This window comes from Paenirhizobium cremeum, from assembly GCF_022884085.1.
In the GTDB taxonomy this organism is placed as follows: Bacteria; Pseudomonadota; Alphaproteobacteria; order Rhizobiales; family Rhizobiaceae; genus Allorhizobium; species Allorhizobium cremeum.
This window is the reverse complement of sequence record NZ_JAGGCS010000002.1, coordinates 37,127-57,986: the sequence shown is the minus strand read 5'-3', so window position 1 is coordinate 57,986 and position 20,860 is coordinate 37,127. Positions and strand designations below refer to the sequence as shown.

The 20,860-nt window shown below is 62.9% G+C and carries 18 protein-coding genes; 14 read left to right on the top strand and 4 right to left on the bottom strand.

The window, feature by feature from the left end; all coding sequences use genetic code 11:
• Window positions 1-204: 204 nt before the first annotated feature.
• The 4 genes from J5N58_RS03755 to J5N58_RS03740 all read left to right on the top strand — a co-directional run bounded on the left by J5N58_RS03755 (window position 205) and on the right by J5N58_RS03740 (window position 6,111).
• On the top strand, window positions 205-981 hold the full coding sequence (locus J5N58_RS03755) for a DeoR/GlpR family DNA-binding transcription regulator (RefSeq protein WP_112829177.1): 777 nt from the start codon (window positions 205-207) through the stop codon (window positions 979-981).
• A 154-nt stretch (window positions 982-1,135) separates the two neighbouring features.
• Window positions 1,136-2,209, top strand: a complete 1,074-nt coding sequence (locus tag J5N58_RS03750; protein ID WP_244709735.1) for an HlyD family secretion protein — start codon at window positions 1,136-1,138, stop codon at window positions 2,207-2,209.
• Window positions 2,206-4,992, top strand: a complete 2,787-nt coding sequence (gene rbbA, locus J5N58_RS03745; RefSeq protein ID WP_244709733.1) for a ribosome-associated ATPase/putative transporter RbbA — start codon at window positions 2,206-2,208, stop codon at window positions 4,990-4,992. The genes J5N58_RS03750 and rbbA overlap by 4 nt, the downstream gene beginning before the upstream one ends.
• Window positions 4,993-4,998: 6 nt before the next feature.
• Window positions 4,999-6,111 (top strand): ABC transporter permease, encoded by a 1,113-nt coding sequence (locus tag J5N58_RS03740; RefSeq protein WP_112829175.1) that lies wholly within the window; start codon window positions 4,999-5,001, stop codon window positions 6,109-6,111.
• A 22-nt stretch (window positions 6,112-6,133) separates the two neighbouring features.
• Here J5N58_RS03740 and J5N58_RS03735 read toward each other — a convergent pair whose 3' ends face one another.
• On the bottom strand, window positions 6,134-7,525 hold the full coding sequence (locus tag J5N58_RS03735; protein WP_244709731.1) for a sensor histidine kinase: 1,392 nt from the start codon (window positions 7,523-7,525) through the stop codon (window positions 6,134-6,136).
• Window positions 7,522-8,199: a response regulator gene (locus tag J5N58_RS03730; RefSeq protein WP_244709728.1), complete on the bottom strand. Its 678-nt coding sequence runs from the start codon at window positions 8,197-8,199 to the stop codon at window positions 7,522-7,524. Before J5N58_RS03730 ends, J5N58_RS03735 begins: the two co-directional genes overlap by 4 nt.
• An 88-nt stretch (window positions 8,200-8,287) precedes the next feature.
• On the opposite strand from J5N58_RS03730, the gene J5N58_RS03725 reads away from it, so the two are divergent.
• From J5N58_RS03725 to J5N58_RS03705, 5 genes are all read left to right on the top strand, one after another.
• The gene (locus tag J5N58_RS03725; protein WP_113340897.1) at window positions 8,288-9,355 is read left to right on the top strand and encodes an ABC transporter substrate-binding protein; all 1,068 of its coding nucleotides are present in this window, start codon (window positions 8,288-8,290) and stop codon (window positions 9,353-9,355) included.
• 237 nt (window positions 9,356-9,592) lie between these two features.
• Window positions 9,593-10,537, top strand: a complete 945-nt coding sequence (locus tag J5N58_RS03720) for a Bug family tripartite tricarboxylate transporter substrate binding protein (protein WP_112829171.1) — start codon at window positions 9,593-9,595, stop codon at window positions 10,535-10,537.
• Window positions 10,534-11,025 (top strand): tripartite tricarboxylate transporter TctB family protein, encoded by a 492-nt coding sequence (locus tag J5N58_RS03715; protein WP_112829170.1) that lies wholly within the window; start codon window positions 10,534-10,536, stop codon window positions 11,023-11,025. Before J5N58_RS03720 ends, J5N58_RS03715 begins: the two co-directional genes overlap by 4 nt.
• 13 nt (window positions 11,026-11,038) lie before the next feature.
• Complete coding sequence (locus J5N58_RS03710) at window positions 11,039-12,556, top strand: tripartite tricarboxylate transporter permease (RefSeq protein ID WP_112829169.1); 1,518 nt, start codon at window positions 11,039-11,041, stop codon at window positions 12,554-12,556.
• A 151-nt stretch (window positions 12,557-12,707) separates the two neighbouring features.
• Entirely contained in the window at window positions 12,708-12,881 is a 174-nt protein-coding gene (locus J5N58_RS03705) for a hypothetical protein (protein ID WP_244709726.1), read from the top strand.
• A gap of 74 nt (window positions 12,882-12,955) precedes the next feature.
• Here the strand turns inward: J5N58_RS03705 and J5N58_RS03700 are convergent, their stop codons facing one another.
• On the bottom strand, window positions 12,956-13,897 hold the full coding sequence (locus tag J5N58_RS03700) for a UDP-glucose 4-epimerase family protein (RefSeq protein WP_244709724.1): 942 nt from the start codon (window positions 13,895-13,897) through the stop codon (window positions 12,956-12,958).
• Window positions 13,894-15,870, bottom strand: a complete 1,977-nt coding sequence (locus J5N58_RS03695) for a polysaccharide biosynthesis protein (RefSeq protein ID WP_113340900.1) — start codon at window positions 15,868-15,870, stop codon at window positions 13,894-13,896. The genes J5N58_RS03700 and J5N58_RS03695 overlap by 4 nt, the downstream gene beginning before the upstream one ends.
• Window positions 15,871-16,131: 261 nt before the next feature.
• Between J5N58_RS03695 and J5N58_RS03690 the strand changes: the two genes are divergently transcribed.
• The 5 genes from J5N58_RS03690 to J5N58_RS03670 all read left to right on the top strand — a co-directional run bounded on the left by J5N58_RS03690 (window position 16,132) and on the right by J5N58_RS03670 (window position 20,760).
• Window positions 16,132-16,869: a glycosyltransferase family 25 protein gene (locus tag J5N58_RS03690; RefSeq protein WP_112829165.1), complete on the top strand. Its 738-nt coding sequence runs from the start codon at window positions 16,132-16,134 to the stop codon at window positions 16,867-16,869.
• Complete coding sequence (locus tag J5N58_RS03685; RefSeq protein WP_112829164.1) at window positions 16,866-18,188, top strand: O-antigen ligase family protein; 1,323 nt, start codon at window positions 16,866-16,868, stop codon at window positions 18,186-18,188. The genes J5N58_RS03690 and J5N58_RS03685 overlap by 4 nt, the downstream gene beginning before the upstream one ends.
• Window positions 18,185-18,742: a sugar transferase gene (locus J5N58_RS03680; RefSeq protein ID WP_112829163.1), complete on the top strand. Its 558-nt coding sequence runs from the start codon at window positions 18,185-18,187 to the stop codon at window positions 18,740-18,742. Before J5N58_RS03685 ends, J5N58_RS03680 begins: the two co-directional genes overlap by 4 nt.
• A 107-nt stretch (window positions 18,743-18,849) precedes the next feature.
• Window positions 18,850-19,437, top strand: coding sequence for an ANTAR domain-containing response regulator (locus tag J5N58_RS03675; protein WP_112829367.1), 588 nt, complete (start codon window positions 18,850-18,852; stop codon window positions 19,435-19,437).
• Between the two features lie 39 nt (window positions 19,438-19,476).
• Window positions 19,477-20,760: a CmpA/NrtA family ABC transporter substrate-binding protein gene (locus J5N58_RS03670; protein WP_414899505.1), complete on the top strand. Its 1,284-nt coding sequence runs from the start codon at window positions 19,477-19,479 to the stop codon at window positions 20,758-20,760.
• Window positions 20,761-20,860: the final 100 nt, after the last annotated feature.

Genomic DNA, 20,860 nt, shown 5'->3' with positions numbered 1-20,860 from the left:
TGTTTCAGGCCAATCCCTCGCGCCGTTCCCGCATTGTTTTTGTCGTGGGACGCGACAGGATCGCCTGCAATCTCACGCGAGAAAAGCCGGCCTGTCAATCGGCCGATGTGGTTTTATGTGTTTTTCTGCCCGTTTTTGTGACTTTACATTTTCCCGCCGCCAAAGCATCGCTATCTGCTTGCGACAGCGATGAAACGGGGAGCCATGAACGAACCGAAGCGCCACAGGGAGATCTTGCGATTTCTACAGCAGGACGGAACGCTTTCGATTTCCGATCTTGCCCGCCGATTGCGCGTTTCGCTTGAAACCGTGCGCCGCGACATAAAGCCGCTCGCCGAAAACGGCGTCGTCGTGCGGATGCACGGCGCGATTGCACTGCCGACCTCGGTCGGCGAAGCGCCGTTTGAGAAGCGGATGCGGGAAAACGCCCCTGCCAAGAAAGCCATTGCCCGGGCCGTCGCCGCCACGATCCGCGACGGCGATTCCATCATGCTCGACACTGGCACGACAACGAGTTTTCTCGCACGCGAACTGCTGGGCCACCGGCGGCTGACCGTCGTCACCAATTCCTCGGACATCGCCCGCACGCTTGCAACCGTCAACGACAACAAGGTCTATATGGCCGGAGGCGAACTGCGCAGCGACAATGCCGCGGCTTTCGGCGTGTCGGCCATCGAATTCGTCAGCCGTTTCAACGTCACCCATGCGGTGATCTCGGCAGGCGCCGTCGACGCGGCAACCGGCATCATGGATTACGATCTGAACGAGGCCGAATTCGCACGCACCGTACTGTCCCGCGGGAAACGCACCCTCGTCGTGACCGACCATTCCAAATTCGGCCGCCAGGGCCTCGTCAAGGTCTGCGATTTTGCCGAAATCGCCGAATTGGCAACGGACAGGCCGCCGCCGCCGGATATCGCCGAAGCGCTCTCGGCGGCGGGCGTCGCGCTTTTTCTTGCCGAAAACAGCCCCGCAACCTAAAATCGAAACAGGATCCGCCCTCGCCGATTTTTTCGGCTGGTGTCATCCCGAAGCTATTGCGCCTGCCTGGACCATATTGTTTTAATCAAACGATTAGACGCGATGCGTATCCCCTTCCGGAAAGGGAGATCGCACTTCGATACGGGGGCTACCGGTGAAACTTCCCAAACTGAACGGCATCATTCTGGCGATCATCGTGGCTCTTGCCGCCGGCGGCGGCTACTACGCATGGCAGTCGATCTCAGCCTCGGAGCTTCCCGCCGGAATCGCCAGCGGCAATGGCCGCATCGAGGCCGTGGAGGTGGACGTTTCCGCCAAGTTTGCCGGCCGTATCAGCGAAATCTTCGTGGACGAAGGGGATTTCGTCAAAGCCGGCGACAGGATCGCCCAGATCGACACCCGCGAACTCGATACCCAGCTCAAGCAGGCCGAAGCGCAGGCCCGGCGCGCCACCATCGGCATCGATACGGCCAATGCGCAGGTCGTCCAGCGCAATGCGGAAAAACGCGCCGCCGAAGCGGCCATCGCCCAGCGCAGGGTGCAGCTCGAAAGCGCGATGAACCAGGAAGCCCGCGCCGAGCAGTTGGCGAAATCGAGCACCATCTCCACCCAGCAGCTGGAAGACGCCCGCTTTGCCGTGGAGGGCGCCCGCGCAGCCGTTGCGGCGGCAGAAGCCGAATCGGCAGCGGCCGACGCAGCCATCAGCTCGGCCGATGCCCAGGTGGTCGATGCCAAGGCGGCGTCCGATGCCGCGAACGCGGCCATCGATACCATCAGGACGCAAATCGAAGACAGCCTGCTGACGGCGCCGCGTGACGGTCGCGTGCAGTTTCGCGTTGCCCAGCCGGGTGAAATCGTCGCCGGGGGCGGTCGCGTCGTCAACCTCGTCGATCTCGGCGACGTCTATATGAGCTTCTTCCTGCCGACGGAATCCGCCGGCAAGCTGTCGATCGGCTCAGAGGCCCGCCTGAAGCTCGATGCCCTGCCGGACTATCTGGTGCCGGCCACGGTCACCTATGTCGCCAGTGTCGCCCAGTTCACGCCGAAATCGGTGGAGACGGCCGTCGAGCGGGAGAAGCTGATGTTCCGCGTCAAGGCCAAGATCAAGCCGGAACTCTTGCAGAAATACCTCCAGCTCGTGAAGACCGGCGTGCCCGGCGTGGCCTATGTCCGCGTCGATCCCGAGACCCCGTGGCCGGCCGATCTGGAGGGCAAGCTCGTCCAATGAGCTCCGCTCTCCCATCGGCAGACACAGAGGCGCAACCCGTCGCCAGCCTGCGCAGCGTTTCGCTAACCTATGGCAAGACGACGGCGCTCGATACCATCACGCTCGACATTCCCGGCGACGGGCTGGTTGGCCTTGTCGGCCCGGACGGCGTCGGCAAATCGAGCCTGCTGTCGCTGATCGCCGGCGCCCGCGCCATTCAGGCCGGCGAGGTCGAGGTGCTGGGCGGCAGCATGGCCGATGCAGGACACCGGGCGAGAACCTGCCCGCGCATCGCCTACATGCCTCAGGGTCTGGGTAAAAATCTCTATCCGACACTCTCGGTCTTCGAGAATATCGACTTCTTCGGCCAACTCTTCGGGCACAGCCGCAGAGAGCGCGAACGCCGCATCGCCGAACTCCTCGATAGCACCGGGCTCGCCCCCTTTGCCGACCGCCCTGCCGGCAAGCTTTCGGGCGGCATGAAGCAGAAGCTCAGCCTCTGCTGCTCGCTGATCCACGACCCGGATCTTTTGATCCTCGACGAGCCGACGACCGGCGTCGACCCGCTGTCGCGCCGGCAGTTCTGGGAACTGATCGACCGCATCCGCGCCGGCAGGCCGGGCATGGCCGTCATCGTCGCCACCGCCTACATGGAGGAAGCCGCCCGTTTCGACTGGCTCGTCGCGATGGACGAGGGCCGCGTGCTCGCAACCGGAACGCCGCAGGAGCTGCTGGAACGCACCGGCACGCCGACCGTCGACGACGCCTTCATAGCACTCCTGCCCGAAGACAAACGCAGCGGCCACGGCACCCTCGTCATCCCCCCGAGGGACCCCGCGATGGACGGCGCAATCGCCATCGAGGCGGAGCATCTTTCGATGCGCTTCGGGGATTTCACCGCCGTCAACGATGTCAGCTTCCGGATCGAGCGAGGCGAGATCTTCGGCTTCCTCGGATCGAACGGCTGCGGCAAGACGACCACGATGAAGATGCTGACCGGGCTTCTGCAGGCATCGGAAGGCACAGCCAAACTCTTCGGCAAGGAACTCGAAAGCTCCGACCTCGCCGCCCGCCGGCGCATCGGCTACATGAGCCAGGCCTTCTCGCTCTATACGGAGCTGACGGTTCGCCAGAACCTAGAACTGCATGCCAAGCTCTTCGATCTTCCCTCGGAAACGATCGAGCCCCGCATCCGGGAAATGGCCGAGCGCTTCGGCCTCACCGACATCATGGACACGCTGCCGGAAGCATTGCCGCTCGGCATCCGCCAGCGCCTGTCGCTTGCCGTCGCCATGGTGCATGCGCCGGAAATCCTGATCCTCGACGAGCCGACCTCCGGCGTCGATCCCGTGGCGCGCGACAATTTCTGGCAGATCCTCGCCGATCTTTCCCGCAAGGACGGTGTGACGATCTTCGTCTCGACCCATTTCATGAACGAGGCCGAACGCTGCGACCGCATCTCGCTGATGCATGCGGGAACGGTTCTCATCAGCGACCGCCCCGCGGAAATCGTCGCAAAACGAGGAGCGGCCTCGCTAGAGGAGGCCTTCATTGCCTATCTCGAGGATGCGATCGCAAAGGCCGGTGGCGCAGAGCCCTCAGCGGCTGAGACCTCCACGACATCGGCCGGGGCACCGGCGGCATCCGCCTCCGCCCCGGTCCGCACAACCCGGCGCTTCTTCGACCTCATGCGGATGTTCAGCTATTCCCGCCGGGAAATGCTGGAGCTGCAGCGCGATCCGATCCGCGGCACGCTGGCGATTTTCGGCAGCGTCATCCTGATGTTCGTCATCGGATACGGCATCAATCTCGACGTCGACGACCTGACCTTCGCCGTTCTCGACCACGACCGCACGACGATCAGCGACGACTATGCGCAACAGCTTTCCGGCTCGCGCTATTTCGTCGAGAAGCCGCCGATCACCGACTATGCCGATCTCGACCGGCGCATGCGCGGCGGCGAGATCAGCCTGGCGATAGAAATCCCGCCGAATTTCGGCCGCGATGCCCTGCGCGGCGCGACACCGGAAATCGGCGCCTGGATCGACGGCGCCATGCCGACGCGCGCCGAAACCATCAGCGGCTATGTCCAGGGCGTGCACGCCCACTGGATCACGGAGAAAATCCGCGAAGCCTATGGCGAGGAAGCCACCAGGGGCAATTACACGCTGGAAACGCGCTATCGCTACAATCCCGACGTCAAGAGCCTCGTCGCCATGGCTCCTGCCGTGATCCCGCTGCTCCTGCTGCTCATCCCCGCGATCCTTTCCGCGCTCAGCGTGGTGCGCGAGAAGGAACTCGGTTCGATCATCAATTTCTACGTGACGCCGACCACCCGGCTGGAATTCCTGCTCGGCAAGCAACTGCCCTACGTGGTCCTTGCCATGTTGAATTTCGTGCTGCTGACCGCCTTCGCCGTCTTCATCTTCCGCGTTCCCTTCACCGGCAGTTTTTTCGCCTTCACGCTTGCAGCACTCCTCTACGTCACCTGCACGACGGCGCTGGGCATGCTGGTGTCGACCTTCGTGTCCAGCCAGATTGCCGCCCTGTTCGGCACCGCACTGCTGACGCTGATCCCGGCGGTCCAGTACGCCGGCATCATCGACCCGGTCTCCTCGCTAAAGGGTGCCGGACAGGTGATCGGCACCTACTATCCGACGACGCATTTCGTGACGGTCGCGCGCGGCGCCTTTTCCAAGGCGCTGGGCCTTGCCGATGTGCAGAAGGAGATCCTGTATCTCCTCGCCTCCATACCGGTGCTGATCGGACTGACGGCGATCTTTCTCAAGAAGCAGGCGAGGTAGTCATCCATGCGCATGCGCCATGTCGGCAATCTGATCCTGAAGGAACTGCGCGGCCTCATGCAGGACCGCATGCTCTTCGCCTTCATCCTCTATTCCTTCACGCTGTCGATCTATACCGAGGCGCGCGCGCTGCCGCAGGTCCTCAACATGGCGGCGATTGCGATCGTCGACGAGGACCGCTCGCAACTGTCGACCCGTCTCGTCGATGCCTTCTATCCCCCCTATTTCACGAAGCCCGAACTCATAACCGCGGCGGAGATGGACAAGCGGATGGACGCGGGACAGGCGACCTTCGCCCTCGATATTCCGGTCAACTTCCAGCAGGACGTGCTCGCGGGACGTGCCCCCGCCATACAGCTCAACATCGACGCCACGCGCATGACGCAAGCCTTTACCGGTGCGGGCTATATCCAGCAGATCGTCAACAGCGAGGTCAGCGAATTCGTCAATCGCTACCGCGGCGAAACCGCGGTGCCGGTAAACCTGACGCTGAGATCACGTTTCAACCCGCAGCTCGACAGCACCTGGTTCGGCGCGATCAACAACATCATCATGAACGTCACGATGCTCTCCATCATCCTGACGGGTGCGGCCCTCATCCGCGAGCGCGAACACGGCACGATCGAGCATCTGCTGGTCATGCCCGTCACCGCACTCGAAATCATGGTGAGCAAGGTGCTGGCCATGAGCCTGGTGGTGCTGGTCGCCTCCACCTTCTCGCTGATCTTCGTGGCACATTATCTGCTGGAGGTGCCGCTCCAGGGCTCCGTGCCGCTGTTCGTGGCCGGCACCGCGCTCCAGCTCTTTGCAGCGACCTCCCTTGGCATCTTCCTTGCGACCGTCGCCGGCTCGATGCCCCAGTTCGGACTGCTGCTGATGCTGATCCTCTTGCCGCTGCAGGTTCTCTCAGGCGGGCTGACCCCGCGCGAAAGCATGCCCGAGATCATCCAGTTCATCATGTCCTTCGCCCCCAACACCCATTTTATTTCGCTGGCGCAGGCGATCCTGTTCCGCGGCGCCGGCTTTGACGTGGTCTGGCCGCAATTCCTCTGGCTCGCGGCCATCGGGACGGTGCTGTTCACCTTCGCGCTCGGCCGCTTCCGCGCCTTCCTCCGCTAAGGACCGGCACCGCAGGCCCGCATCAGCGCGCCGGGCCGATGGCCGCCGGAAACGTCACCGCGGCGAGCAACCCGCGGCCGCCGCCGCCCGGCGAAAGCTGAAACGTGCCGCTGAAAAGCCTTGCGATTTCCTCGACGATCGCGAGGCCGAGGCCGAGGCCTTCCCCGCGCTCGCCTCGAACGAAGCGCTGCTTCAGGCTTTCCATGCGGGCCGCGAGAATGCCGGGGCCGTTGTCTTCCACCTCCAGGCGCACGCTTCCTCCAGACTGGCTCACCCGGACGGTGACCTCCGCATCACGCCCCGCATAGGCGATGGCATTTCCGATCAGGTTTCCAAGCAGCTCTCCGATCAGGAGGGGCTCAGCCGCCACCCAGGCCTGCCCCTCTCCCTCGAAACCGAGATCGATGGAGGCTTTCGCGGCGGACGGAACCTTGTCGGCAGTGATCTGCTGGGCAAGCGCCACGAGGTCGATCGGCTCCGGCATCTGCCGCGCCTCCGGTTCCACGGAATCGATCTTGGCCATCAGAAGAAGTTGCGCCAGCACCCGTTCGGCATGCACCACCGCCTTGTCGCCCTCCTTTGCCGCCGCGCGGGCCTCTTCGAGCGTGGTCGCCCTCTGGGCAAGCTCGAGCTGGGTGCGCACGATGGCAAGCGGGGTCCGCAATTGGTGGCTGGCGTTGCCGGTGAAGTTGCGCAGCGCCGCAAGAGCCGAGGCGAGCCGCGTCATGAAAGAATTGACGGTGTCGACCAGCCCCTGAACCTCGCTCGGGACCGATTGTTCGATCGGGTGGAGATCGTCCGGGTTACGCTCCGATATCGCATCGCTCAGCCGATAAAGGGGTCGCAGCGAAAAGGTGACGGCGATCCAGACGATGACCGCCGCCCCGGCGATCATCAGGGCAAGACGCGCCGCCGAATTGAGGAGGATCGAACGGGCAAGCTGCCGGCGGGCGATGGTGGTTTCGGCGACCGTCACGGAAAACGGCACCGAATTGATGCCGGTCGAGGCGGAACGCTGCAGCACGGCGATGCGTATCCGCTCTCCTCGGAACACCGCATCCGTGTAGAAGGCCGCCTGTCCCCCGAGATCGGCGAAGGTCGGAAGGTTCTGGTAGCCGGTGATGAACTGCCCCGGCGGCCCGTCGACCCGATAGAACACCCGGTCCTGCGCAGCCGACGTCAGCATTTCCAGCGCGACATAGGGAATGTCGACCTGCAACTGGCCGTCCTCCGACACGATCACCCGCTCGGCAATCGCCATGGCGGATCCCGCGAGCACACGGTCGGAAACGGTATCCGCCGTTCGCACGGCATCGCGATAGGTATCGATGAGCGCCAGGAAACCCATGATGAGCGTCGCAAGAAGCAGCCATCCGAGCAACTGTCGCCGAAGCGAATAGACCGAGACAGTCATGCCGGTTCCGATGGCCGGTCGAGATAATAGCCGATGCCGCGCGCCGTCTTCACCGTCAGCCCGTAGGGCGCGAGCCGCCGGCGCAGCCGGCTGACATACTGCTCGATCGCATTGGCGCTGAGATCGTCGTCGAAGGCCGCGAGCGACTGCATGATCGCCTCCTTCGAGACCACCTTGCCGGCGCGGAGGAACAAGACCTCAAGCAGACCGAGCTCGCGGGCCGGCAGGTCTATCGGCGCGCCGTCCGCGGAAAAGCTGCGCGAATTGAGATCGAGCGAAACCTTGCCGTAATGAACCGCCGACGAGCGCAGGCCGGCCTGACGCCTGAGAAGAACGCGGACACGCGCCTCAAGCTCGCTGACATCGAACGGCTTGCTCATATAATCGTCCGCGCCGAGGTCGAGCCCGCGCACCCGCTCTTCCGTCGCCCCACGGGCGGTGAGGATCAGCACCGCCGCCTTGCTCTGGCGGGCGCGCATGCCCTTCAGCACGTCGAGCCCGCCCATGTCGGGGAGGTTGAGATCGAGGATGACAAGGTCAAAACTTTCCGTGGCAGTCACCGCTTCGGCGGACGCACCGTCGTGCACGACGTCCACGGCATAGCCGCTGCCGCGCAAGATCGCGGACAGGCCGTCGGCCAGCGCCGTATTGTCTTCCACCAGCAGGATGCGCAAGACAGACCTCCTCCATGCGCGTTGAACCTTCAAACTACAGAGCCCGGCGGCACTTGTGAACGCCCCTCCGCTTCTGCAATATGAATTCATGAGGAGTTTCATTGCCCTGCTGCTGACCGTGACCACCGCCACCATGGCCTGGGCGGAGCCGGTTGTCTTTCCGGCCTTGTCGGGAAACCCGGCGGCGCGGCAGCTCGTCGTCTATTCCTCGCTCGACGAACCCGTTGCCCAACCGATGATCGCCGCCTTCCAGAAGGCGCATCCCGACATTGCCGTGCGCTACGAGGACATGCTGACCGGCGAAATCTACGACCGCATCGTCAAGGAAACCGATTCCGGGGGGAAGACCGCCGACTTCGCCTTTTCCTCCGCCATGGACCTGCAGGTGAAACTCAGCAACGACGGCTACGCCCAGCGCAGCGACCTGCCGATGAGCGACCTCTGGCCGGGCTGGGCGAACTGGCGCAACACCGCCTATGCGCTCACCTTCGAACCCGCCGTCTTCGTCTATCACAAGCCGAGCTTCATCCACGAGAAACCGCCGGCGACCCGCGCGGAGTTCGTGGAATACCTGAAACGCAAGGGCAACGAAGTCCACGGCCGGATCGGCACCTATGACATCGAGCGTTCGAGCGTGGGCTTCCTCTTCATGGCCCGCGACCAGGAACAGTTCGGCGACATCTGGTCGGTCATCCGGACCATGGGAGCGGCCGGCGTGAAGCTCTATTCCACCAGTTCCGCCATCCTCGAACGCATAGCCGACGGGCGGTTCGTGCTCGGCTACAACATCATCGGTTCCTATGCCGCGGATTGGGCCTCGCGCCATCCGGACGTCGGGATCGTATTGCCGAAGGATTACACCGTCGTCATGTCGCGGATCGGCCTTGTGCCGCAAGCGGCCGCATCGCCCGATCTCGGCCGCGCCTACCTCGAATTCTTCATGTCGAAAGAGGGCCAGACCCTCATGGCTCGGGAGTTGCAGATCGCCGCCGTCAGCCCCGAGGTCAACGGCGAAAATACCGCAAACACCATGCGCGACCTGCTCGGCGCCCAGCTTCGGCCGGTGCCCGTCAGCCCCGGCCTCATGGTCTACCTCGATCAGGTGAAGCGTGCCCGGCTGATCGATCGGTGGAACGAGGTTTTACGGCTACAGTAAATGCGCTAGGCTGCGGCAAACGCCAACCCACACGAATTTTGACCGGCGTCAGCTAGATGTCAGCTTTGTGTGGTGCGTTGGTGTCATTGGCATCCGTGGAGGCGGATCCAAGGCTCGGGAGGAGCTTCGGCGCAAATTGCATTCGCAGCCATGGCATAAGGCAGTGGCAACCGTTCTCCCCCTCTGCACGGCAAAAGAAACGAGCTGCAAAAGCAGCACCTGACGGAGGACAACATCATGAAACACTTCTTCCTCGCATCCATTCTCGCCGGCGCCATGGCGCTTCCGGCTTTCGCCGCCGACTACACCATCATCGCGCCCGCCAATCCCGGTGGCGGCTGGGACCAGACGGCCCGTTCGATGCAGACGGCCATGCAGCAGGAGGGCATCTCCTCCAACGTGCAGGTGCAGAACGTTCCCGGCGCCGGCGGCACCATCGGCCTTGCCCAGTTCGCCAACCAGAGCAAGGGCAACCCCGGTTCGCTGATCGTCGGCGGCTATGTGATGGTCGGCGCGATCCTGACCAACAAGGCGCCGGTTACCTTGAAGGACGTCACCCCGATCGCTCGCCTTACCGGCGAGTACGAGGCGATCGTCGTTCCGGCCTCTTCCCCGATCCAGACCATGGCGGACCTGGTCGAAGCCCTGAAGAAGGACCCCGGCTCCGTATCCTGGGGCGGCGGCTCGGCCGGCGGCACCGACCACATCGCCGTCGGCCTGATCGCCAAGGCAGCCGGCGTCGATCCGACCAAGATCAACTACATCGCCTTCTCCGGCGGCGGTGAAGCGCTTGCCGCAATCCTCGGTAGTCAGGTCACGGCCGGCATTTCCGGCTATGGTGAGTTCGAATCGCAGGTCAAGTCCGGCACGCTTCGTCTGCTCGCCGTCACCAGCGCCGAACGTCTTCCCGGCGTGGACGCTCCGACGCTCAAGGAAAGCGGCCTCGACGTGGTCGTCGAGAACTGGCGCATGGTTGCCGCCGCTCCCGGCCTCACAGCCGAGCAGGAAGCCGCGGTTTCCGCCGACATCGAGAAGCTGGTGAAGTCCGCAAGCTGGCAGGAAATCCTGAAGACCAAGGGCTGGCAGGACTCCTACCTGTCCGGCGACGCCTTCAAGGCCCAGCTCGACAAGGATGTCGCCGCGACCGAAGGCGTCCTCAAGGACATCGGACTGGTGAAATGAGCACCGGATCGAACTCCAAGCATGAGACACGCCGCCCCGACGGGGCGGCGCTTTTCATCGCCGTCTTCCTTGCCGCTCTCGCCGGCCTGATCTTCTGGGACGTCGCGCGCCTTGGCGAGGTTACAGGCTATTCGCCCGTCGGCCCCGCGACCGTGCCGAGATGGATCGCCTTCGGACTGCTCGGACTTGCGGTGTGGACGGCAGTTGCCGCCATCCGCCGCGATTTCCCCGAACGCGAGCATCAGGAAGTCTCTCCCGTCCTCTGGATCGTCGGCGGACTGGCTGGACAGATGCTGCTTCTGAAAACCGCGGGCTTTTCGATCGCCACCGGCGTCCTCTTCGCCGCCACGGCCTTCGCCTTCGGCAAGAGAAAGCTCTGGATCTCGCTGCCCCTTGGCATCGCCATCTGTCTTGCGATCTGGCTGGTTTTTGCCGGACTGCTGCAGCTTTCCCTGCCGGCAGGGCCGCTCGAGCATCTTTTCCTCTGAGGAGTAGCCCCGCATGAATACCTTTGAATTCCTCCTGCAGGGACTCACGATTGCCGCCCAGCCGGCGAATCTCCTCTACGCCCTGATCGGCGTGACACTCGGCACCGCCGTCGGCGTGCTGCCAGGCATCGGACCGGCCCTGACCGTCGCCCTGCTTCTGCCCGTCACCTTCAAGCTCGATCCGGCGGGTTCGCTCATCATGTTCGCCGGCATCTATTACGGCGGCATGTATGGCGGCTCGACCACCTCGATCCTGCTCAACACGCCGGGCGAGAGCTCCTCGATCGTCACGGCGCTCGAAGGCAACAAGATGGCGCGCGCCGGCCGCGGCGGCCCTGCCCTTGCGACCGCCGCCATAGGCTCCTTCGTCGCCGGCCTGATCGCCACTGTCGCGCTCGCGCTCGTCGCGCCCTACATCGTCAAGCTCGCCCTGGTCTTCGGCCCGCGCGAATATTTCGCCCTGATGGTGCTGGCTTTCGTAACGGTATCGTCCGCCTTCGGCGATTCCACCCTGCGCGGCCTCACTTCGCTCTTCATCGGACTGACGCTCGCAACCATCGGCATCGACCAGTTGACCGGCCAGACCCGTATGAGCTTCGGCGTGCCGGACCTGCTCGACGGGATCGAGGTGACGACGCTTGCCGTCGCCATGTTCGCAGTCGGCGAAAGCCTCTTCCTCGCGGCACAGGGCGATCGCGGCCCCGACAAGGTCGAAGCCGTCAAGGGATCGATCTGGATGACCGCGGCCGACTGGGCGCGCTCCTGGAAGCCCTGGCTGCGCGGCACGTTGATCGGCTTCCCCATCGGCGCCATGCCGGCCGGCGGTGCAGAGATCGGCACCTTCCTCTCCTACGCGACGGAAAAGCGGCTGACCAAACATCCGGAAGAATTCGGCAACGGCGCCATCGAAGGCGTCGCCGGTCCGGAAGCGGCCAACAACGCCTCGGCCGCCGGAACGCTCGTGCCGTTGCTCACGCTCGGCCTGCCGACGACGGCGACCGCCGCCATCATGCTCGCCGGTTTCCAGCAGTATGGACTGCAGCCCGGCCCGCTGCTGTTTGCGACCAATCCGCAACTCGTCTGGGGCCTCATCGCCAGCCTGCTGATCGCCAACCTGATGCTGCTGGTGCTCAACCTGCCGCTGATCGGGCTCTGGGTCCGCCTGCTGACGATCCCCAAGCCCTGGCTCTATGCCGGCATCCTGCTGTTTGCGACGCTCGGCACCATCGGCGCCAACCCCTCGGTGTTTGAACTCGGCATGCTGCTCGCCTTCGGCCTGATGGGCTATGCCATGCGCGTCTTCGGCTACCCGATCGCCCCCGTGGTCGTCGGCTTGATCCTCGGCCCGCTGGCCGAGCAACAGCTTCGCCGCGCACTGGCGATCAGCCAGGGCGACGTGACCGTCCTCGTCACCTCGCCGATCGCAGCCGTACTGCTGGCCATCGCCGCCATTGCCCTCATCCTGCCACTCATTCTGCGGGCACGAGGCAAGGGCGAAATGCTTTCGCATCTGGCCGCAAGCGAAGACTGAGCGCCTGTATTTGACCAGGATCAGGAAGGGCCGGTTCCACGGGAGCCGGCCCTTCTTTATTGCATAGCAGCAGTGTCTGAATCGCCATTGTAGAATACGCTAACAAAGCCCATCTTCATCCCGTAAACAAACGAAGATGAAGGCAAAGAAGATGTCTGTCCTTAACGGCGCTATCCGCATGGGTTTCCTTGGTCGCGCGATTGCAGTGTTCGGCGCAGCAAGTGCAGCCGCCGCCGCTGTCGAAGCTCACCGCAGCCCCAACCGCCACGACCTGCGTGCACTCGGCATCAAGCCCGAGGATTTCAGCAAGGTTCGCCTGGACTGAGGTTTGGGTTCTGAAGGGAAGCGATACGCTTCCACCATCCGCTGAGCCGGGGAGCCAGGAATGGCTGTCCGGCTTTATTTTTGTCCGCTCGTCAATGGCTGTTCCGCCGCCATCGCCTTCAGGCCGTCTTCCATGGTGAAGGGCGGCGCCCATTCCAGTGCGGCGCGGCTGTCGGTTATGTCGGCCTCGAGCGAACCGAGAAGTCGTTGCGCGACAGCCTGCTTTCCGAGCAATCGCGCGGCAAGCGTGAACATGAACGGCGGCACCGGAAAAAGGCGCGCGGGCCTGCCGAGCGACGCCCTGATCCGTGAGATCAACACCGGCAGGGAAACGTCATCGCCGTCGCTGACGAGGAAAACGCGGTTCGCCGCCGCCGGATGCTCCAGGCAGCGCAGGATGAAATCGACGAGATTTCCGACATAGACCATCGACCGCCTGTTGCGGATCGCCAGGAAGGGGAGCGGAAAACCGCTCGACGCCAGCTTGTGAAGTGCGGCGAAATTGGCCTTCACGCCGGGGCCATAAACGAGCGGCGGTCGGATACACACCACCTCCATGCCGGTCCTTGCCGCAATGTCGAACAATCCCTCCTCGGCCTCACGCTTGGAAATGCCGTAGGGATCGAGTGGATGCGGCGTATCGTCGGCGCGAAACGCGCGCCCCGGCGCGGTTTCCTCGCCATTGACCTTCAGCGTGCTGACGAACACGAAACGCTTCACGCCGAAAGCCGCGGCCTGTCGCGCAAGATTGAGCGTGCCGTCCCTGTTGCTGGTTCGGAAAGCCGCAAGCGGGTCGCTCGTATTGTCATGCATGACATGAACACGCGCGGCGAGATGGACGACCTGATCGATGCCGGCAAGCGCCCCGGCCCAGTCGGTGGCGCCGTCAATGTCACCCACGACGAAATCGCATGAACCCGCCCTGCGACCGGCCGTCCCGAAAGGGAGACCGCGACGGGCAAACTCCCGTGTCAGCGCCCGGCCGACGAAACCGCTCCCGCCGGTAACCAGAATCATCGCGTCATTCCACCGAAGTCGGACCCCTCGTCCTCGGACAGGGAACCAAACCGATCCGTTCGCTCCATCTGGCGCAGCGCCACGAAATCGACGATGTCGGCGCTTGGGCGATAGCCGGACACAAGCTTGCCCATGAGCTCCCGCGTCGCCACGAGATCGCCGCGGTCCATGGCCTGCTGAAGCGCGTTGAGCGCCTTTTCCAGCGCCGGCCACGGCAGGAAATCCTCATGGGCTTTCATAATCAGCGGATGAGCCGTGGGCTCCGGATTGTCGCTGATGAGCAATTCCTCATAGAGTTTTTCCGCAGGCCTCAGCCCGGTCATCTCGAAAGCGATATCCCCGTCGGGATTGTCCTCGTCCCGCACCGTAAGGCCGGAAAGTTCCACCATACGCCGCGCCAGATCGATGATCTTCACCGGTTCGCCCATGTCCAGAAGGAAGACATCGCCGCCTTCCGCCATGGCGCCGGCCTGGATGACCAGTTGCGAGGCCTCCGGAATGGTCATGAAGAAGCGCGTCATTTCCGGATGGGTGAGCGTAATCGGCCCGCCCTGCGCGATCTGCTGCCGGAACAGCGGGACGACGGAACCGGACGAACCCAGCACATTGCCGAAGCGCACCATGGAGAACACCGTGGAGCCGCCCCGTGCGGCAAGGGCCTGCAGCACCAGTTCGGCGACCCGCTTGCTGGCGCCCATGATGTTGGTCGGCCGCACGGCCTTGTCGGTGGAGATCAGGACGAAGGACGGAACGCCGATTTCGATTGCGGCCCTGGCGACCACCAGCGTTCCGAAGATATTGTTGCTGATCCCCTCTATCGGATTATGTTCGACCAGCGGCACATGCTTGTAGGCCGCCGCATGATAGATTGCGTGCGGACGGAACGTCGTCATGATCTCCCGCATTCGCCGCGCATCGCGCACCGATCCGAGCAGCGGCACCACCTTGAGCTCATCGTCACGTCCGTCCCGCGTCAGTTCGGCATGGATGGCGTAGAGACCGTATTCGTTCTGATCGACCAGCAGCAGGCATTCCGGCCCGATCTTCATGATCTGGCGACAGAGTTCGCTGCCGATGGAGCCGCCGGCCCCCGTGACCATGACCACCTTGCCGAGGATATTGCGGGCGAGCAGCGCCTTGTCCGGCGCAACTGACTGACGGCCGAGCAGATCCTCGATGGCGAGTTCCTGGAAATCCGAGAGGCGAACGCGGCCCTGCGCCAGTTCGCTCACATCGGGCAGCAGGCGCACGGCAACCCGCGCGCCACGCAAGCTCTCGATGACCGCGTTGCGCTGCTTCGAATCGATACCCGGCATCGCAAGCAGCACCGTCCTCACGTTCAGCGTCGCCACGAGCTTCTTCAGGTTTTTCGGATCATAGACCCTGATGCCGCCGATATAGGAACCGTAGAGCGACCGATCGTCATCCAGATAACCGACGACATGCAGTTCGGTGCCGTTCTCCAGCGCGGTCCCGAGTTGCCGGCCCATCGAGCCTGCGCCGTAGATCAGGACATTCGACTGGTTTTTGTCCCGCAATATGTTCCGGTAGGCGCCGCCGAGCAGATAGCGCGTGACCATGCGGGACATGCCGACCGCGATCAACAGCAGGAGCGGCTGAAGAATGCCGACCGTCCGCGGCACGCCGGGCACGCTGACCACGGTAAAGATCGTCATGAAGATCAGGCCATAGAGCGAAATGGCCTTGATGATCGCGATATAGGCATCCCATCCGATGAAGCGGAAAATCGCGCGGTAGAGCCCGAAGCGAATGAAGATCGGCAGAGCGACCACAAGCGACGTCGGGATCGTGACCAGTTGTATCCCGCTCAACGGCCCCCAGTAATCGAGCCGCAGGCAGAATGCGAACCAAAGCGTCAGGACGCAAAGCGCCGCATCGACCGCAAGCGCCAACAAACGCTTCACCCAACGAGGGAAAGCGAGAACCGCCGGTATGTAACGCTCCCAGGCCATCAGGACTTTCCACCAGACTCTCTAAAAAAGGCAATAGTCACGTTTCATCCCTGACACCGTGAACATTCCAATGCAAGTTATTAACGCCCACGGGAGAGCCCCCTGCAACAGCAAAGGTTGAGATGACAACATGTTTCGTTCGCCTACCCGAAAGTGGGGCTGGACATATCGCCTCCATTTTCGTTGCCTGAATGAATTCGCTCGGCTAAAAGACCGTTCCCGGGAGCAGGCTGGCGCGCGATCTAAAGAATTGGCACACAAATGAAAATTGGCGCCTATGTCATAAATCTCGATCGCTCCATCGAGCGGTGGCGAAGTCTGATCGCCCAGACGGCGCAGTTCGGCATGCAATTTGTGCGTGTTGTCGGTGTCGACGGGGCAGCGATACCCGCCCAGCAACGCACCGATATCGACGAGCGCGCCTTCCTTAGGCAGAACGGCCGGCTGATGCTGGACGGAGAATATGGCTGCTATCGCAGCCACCTCAAGGCCCTTTCGACCTTTCTGGAAAGCGATGACGACGCGGCCATCATTATCGAGGACGATGTCGAGGTTCCGCCCGAACTCATAGAGCGCGCCGAGGCGATACTCGCGGCAGTTCCGGAAGCGGAACTGGTCAAGCTTCTCAATCATCGCTCCCGCTGGTTTCGTCTAAGAGCGACATCCCGCCTGGGAGACCGGATCGGCCGATGTCTTCACGGGCCGCAGGGCTCCGCCGCATGTTATCTCGTCACCCGGACGGGCGCCGAAAAGCTGCTTCGCAATATCCGGGTCATGAGCTACCCGCTGGATATCGCGCTGGAGCGCGGCTGGCAGAACGGCGTGAACGTCTTCACGGTAAAGGACAACATCGCCCGCCTCAGCCCCACCACGAGCAAGATGACGGAAATCGGCACACGCGCCGATTACAGGAAACGGAAATTCAGGGGACCGCGCCGGGCCATCACCCATCTCATGCGCGCCCTCGAATACACGCGCCGGATCAGATACGCCCTATGACCAGCAGCACGCCCATCGAAAAGCTCCGAGACTGGAAATGGTCTCCTTACCTACTCATGATCCTGTGGGTCGGGATGATTTCCGCGCCGATCGCCGAAAGCGACACTTATCGCTATACGGCGCTGACGCTGATCGCCATCGGCTTTATTTTCTTCAGGGAGAACTATCGCTTCCTGCGGGGCGATTATCTCGCATATCTCTGCATCGGCTGGGGCGTATACGCCTTCCTCCGCTTCGCTTATGGCGTGTTCGTTCTCGATGAGAAAGGCACCTCGGAATGGCTCTACGTCTTTCCGATCTTCTTTCCGGGTCTGGGCATCGCGCTCTATTCGAGCCGGCACTATGTTTTTCGGGCAATAAGCCTCTTCATGGCGATCGCCCTGGCCGCTCTGCTGGTATCGACCGACTATCACGGAATTCTGGCGGGAGAGCGGACCTATCCGTTGTTCCACAACAATCCCATCCACAGTGCCATCGGCTGCGGGCTGATCGTGATCGGCGCCTTCTACTGGATGCTGGAGGCGGCCGAAAGCGGAAGGCTCGTTGGCTGGAAGCGGCATGCAATTCTCGCCGCCGGCTCCCTGATTGTCGCTCTCGGTCTCTTCAACATCTACGGCGCCAAGTCCAAGGGTGTCTGGCTGGCGCTGATTTTCACCGTCGCAGCGATGGCAGCAACCTCCTTCCTGCACCAGCACAGACGTCATATCGTTCCTCTCCTCCTCGGCGCTTTCGCGATCCTGGCGGTCGGTCTTTACACCGTGCAGGACAACATCGAGGAATTTGCAGGGCCGACGTTCGACGCTGCGGTAAACCTGTCGGAAAACGCGCTGGAGTCACCGAGCATCGAGGGCGCCATGCGGTCGGCAATCGAGGCGCCCGAAACCCCGGACTCGATGCGTGAGCGTTTGGAACTCTGGTCGAATGCGCTGGAACTGATTAGCATGGCCCCGCTTTTCGGCCACGGCAACGACTGGCTGCGGCTCTGGCGCCAGACGACTTACGGCGAAACCCGCTATGTGCTGCTGCATAACGGCTATCTGGAAATCATGGTTCGCCACGGCTTCTTCGGTTTGACGCTTCTTGCCGTCGGCATCTGGATGTCATGGCGCCGGCTGAGCGAGGCCTACCGGCGAAAGGTCATCAGCCACAGTACGCTGATGGGCGCTTACGTGCTCAGCGTCTTTTTTCTGGTGACACTCTTCAGCAATTCGAATAATCGGCTGGCACTCGGGGAGTCTTTTTTCATGGTGATGGCGGCAGCCGTGTTCGCCATATCCTTCCTGAGCAAGACGAGCGTCGAGGCCTCCGACAACAGATGATGAAACGCCTGTTCGACTTTTCCGCCGCGCTGGTCGGACTGATCCTGACGAGCCCGGTCATGGCCGTCATCGCCATCGTCGTCCGCGCCACCTCGCCGGGACCCGCGCTCTTCATCCAGACGCGCGTGGGACGCAATGAGGTGCCGTTCCGATGCTACAAGTTCCGCACCATGGCCACCGGCACGCCCGATGTCGCCTCCCATCATGCGTCCACCGCCTGGATCACCCCGGTCGGCGGCTGGCTGCGCGCCTACAAGCTCGACGAACTGCCGCAACTCCTCAATGTCGTTCTTGGCGAGATGAGCCTCGTCGGCCCCCGTCCCTGCCTGCCGAGCCAGGCGGAGATGATTAGCGAACGCCGCAAACAGGGGGTTTTTTCCGCCCGCCCGGGAATTACCGGCAGTGCCCAGCTTGCCGGCATCGACATGTCGGAACCGGCGCGGCTGGCGGAAGCGGACAGACAATACATAGAGCGGCAGTCCTTCACTGGCGATCTCGCCATCCTGATTGCAACGGCGCTCGGCCGCGGAGCAGGCGACGCCGCCCGCAAATAGGCGGAAAAGTCACCTCGCTAAGGTGACTTTTTATGCAAATGGACAGACAGCGCATATTTTAAGCATTTCGCTTGCCAAGTTTTTCGCGCTGCGTCATCTATGATCCCATGATGCATACCGATCTCACCATTCTCGTGATCGACGAAAACGCCATCCGCGCCTCCATCATCGAAGAGGGCCTGCGCGAGGCGGGGCATGAGCACGTCACCGTTGTGCACGAGGTCAACGGGATCGCAAGGATCATCGAGACGCTGCAGCCCGATGTCATCATCATCGATATCGAGAGCCCCAATCGCGACATGATGGAGCATCTTTTCCAGCTGACACGCACGGTAAGTCGCCCGATCGCCATGTTCGTCGACCGTTCCGACACAGCGTCGATCGAAGCGGCCGTCGACGCCGGCGTCTCGGCCTATATCGTCGACGGACTGAAAAAGGAGCGGGTAAAGCCCATCCTCGACATGGCCGTCAGCCGCTTCAACGCCTTCAGCCGCCTGCAGCGGGAACTGGCCGATGCCAAGACCGCGCTGGAAGAACGCAAGGTGATCGAACGGGCCAAGGGCATCCTGATGAAGATGCGGGGCCTTTCCGAGGAGGAAGCTTTCGCGCTGCTGCGTCAGACGGCCATGAACGAGAAGAAGAAGCTCGCCGAAATCGCCCAGAGCGTGGTGACAGCGGCGGGCCTGCTGATGTGATGCCGGCCGCAATCAAGGCCGCCGTCCGGAGGAACCGGAGTGAATGAGATGACGAAAACGGCAGACATCAAGGCGGGTCATCCCGCCCCGGCCATCGGCGGCGCGAGCGATCCGAAGACGCTCCGGGCCGGCTTCATCCCGCTGATGGACGCCTCGATCCTGATTGTCGCCTCCGAATACGGCTTTGCTCGACGGGAGGGCCTGCACCTCGACCTGGCGCGCGATGTCTCCTGGGCCAACGTTCGCGATCGCCTCGCCTTCCGACAGTTCGACATCGCCCATATGCTCTCGCCCATGCCGGTCGCCTCCATGCTGGGACTGGGCTCCAATCCATCGCCGACGATAACGCCCTTTTCGTTGGGACGGGGCGGCAACGCCATTACCCTGTCGCTACGTCTCTACGAGCGCATGCAGGCAACAGCAGGCCTGACGGAAACGGCGGGCGCCCTCGACAATGCCCGCGCATTCGCCCGGGTGCTCTCGGATATGAAAAGGCAGGGAGAACCACTGCCGACGCTCGGCATGACCTATCCGTTTTCGTCCCACAATTACGAATTCCGCTACTGGCTTGCCGCCGGCGGCATCGATCCGGACAAGGACGTCAAGCTCGTCGTCGTCCCGCCGCCGCTCACATCCGACGCGCTGGCCGCCGGCGCGATCGACGGCTTCTGCGTCGGCGCACCGTGGAACATGGTTGCCTCCGAACGCGGCGTCGGCCGTATCGTCGCCGCCAAGCAGGATATCTGGCCTTCCGCACCCGAGAAGGTGATCGGCATGCGGCCGGAATGGGCCGAGAGCCATCCGGAAACGGTGTCCCGCCTGATCGTCGCCCTCGATGCCGCCGCCCGCTGGTGCGACGCCCCTGAAAACCACGACGCGCTCGCCGAACTTTTGGCCGGCCCGCGCTTCATCGCAGCGCCTGTCAACATCATCCGGCGCGTTCTATCGGGAGAATTCAGCCTCGACGCCAAGGGCAATGTCCGCGTCATCCCGGATTACTTCCTGTTCCACAAGGATCACGCCAACTATCCCCGGCCCAGCCAGGCGCTCTGGATCTACAGCCAGATGATCCGCTGGGGTCAGGCGGAATTCAGCAAAGCCGGGACAGAAGCCGCGGCATCCGCATTTCGACCCGACCTCTATCGCACGGCGCTCGGCGATACCGGACTGCCGACGGACGCGGATATCCGCATCGAAGGCTCGAGGACGGAAGACCGCTTCATGGACGGCCACGTCTTCGATCCGGCAAGGATAAAGGACTACGTGGAGGGCTTTGCCGTCCGCTCCAGCGAGAGCCCGAATGCCAGCCAGCACGACGCCTGATCGGAACGCACTGCACAATGCACCGGCGAAAATTCGCGCTGGAATGACGCAGTCGCACAATCCTTAGGCAAGCCTGTTTTTCGGACAGACACAGTCGCAG

Excerpts from the sequence above, each read along its gene's own strand:
- J5N58_RS03755 (WP_112829177.1), top strand. The coding sequence starts at position 205 with ATGAACGAACCGAAGCGCCACAGGGAGATCTTGCGATTTCTACAGCAG.
- rbbA (WP_244709733.1), top strand. The coding sequence starts at position 2,206 with ATGAGCTCCGCTCTCCCATCGGCAGACACAGAGGCGCAACCCGTCGCC.
- J5N58_RS03740 (WP_112829175.1), top strand. The coding sequence starts at position 4,999 with ATGCGCATGCGCCATGTCGGCAATCTGATCCTGAAGGAACTGCGCGGC.
- J5N58_RS03735 (WP_244709731.1), bottom strand. The coding sequence starts at position 7,525 with ATGACTGTCTCGGTCTATTCGCTTCGGCGACAGTTGCTCGGATGGCTG.
- J5N58_RS03725 (WP_113340897.1), top strand. The coding sequence starts at position 8,288 with ATGAGGAGTTTCATTGCCCTGCTGCTGACCGTGACCACCGCCACCATG.
- J5N58_RS03720 (WP_112829171.1), top strand. The coding sequence starts at position 9,593 with ATGAAACACTTCTTCCTCGCATCCATTCTCGCCGGCGCCATGGCGCTT.
- J5N58_RS03715 (WP_112829170.1), top strand. The coding sequence starts at position 10,534 with ATGAGCACCGGATCGAACTCCAAGCATGAGACACGCCGCCCCGACGGG.
- J5N58_RS03710 (WP_112829169.1), top strand. The coding sequence starts at position 11,039 with ATGAATACCTTTGAATTCCTCCTGCAGGGACTCACGATTGCCGCCCAG.
- J5N58_RS03705 (WP_244709726.1), top strand. The coding sequence starts at position 12,708 with ATGTCTGTCCTTAACGGCGCTATCCGCATGGGTTTCCTTGGTCGCGCG.
- J5N58_RS03700 (WP_244709724.1), bottom strand. The coding sequence starts at position 13,897 with ATGATTCTGGTTACCGGCGGGAGCGGTTTCGTCGGCCGGGCGCTGACA.
- J5N58_RS03695 (WP_113340900.1), bottom strand. The coding sequence starts at position 15,870 with ATGGCCTGGGAGCGTTACATACCGGCGGTTCTCGCTTTCCCTCGTTGG.
- J5N58_RS03690 (WP_112829165.1), top strand. The coding sequence starts at position 16,132 with ATGAAAATTGGCGCCTATGTCATAAATCTCGATCGCTCCATCGAGCGG.
- J5N58_RS03685 (WP_112829164.1), top strand. The coding sequence starts at position 16,866 with ATGACCAGCAGCACGCCCATCGAAAAGCTCCGAGACTGGAAATGGTCT.
- J5N58_RS03680 (WP_112829163.1), top strand. The coding sequence starts at position 18,185 with ATGATGAAACGCCTGTTCGACTTTTCCGCCGCGCTGGTCGGACTGATC.
- J5N58_RS03675 (WP_112829367.1), top strand. The coding sequence starts at position 18,850 with ATGATGCATACCGATCTCACCATTCTCGTGATCGACGAAAACGCCATC.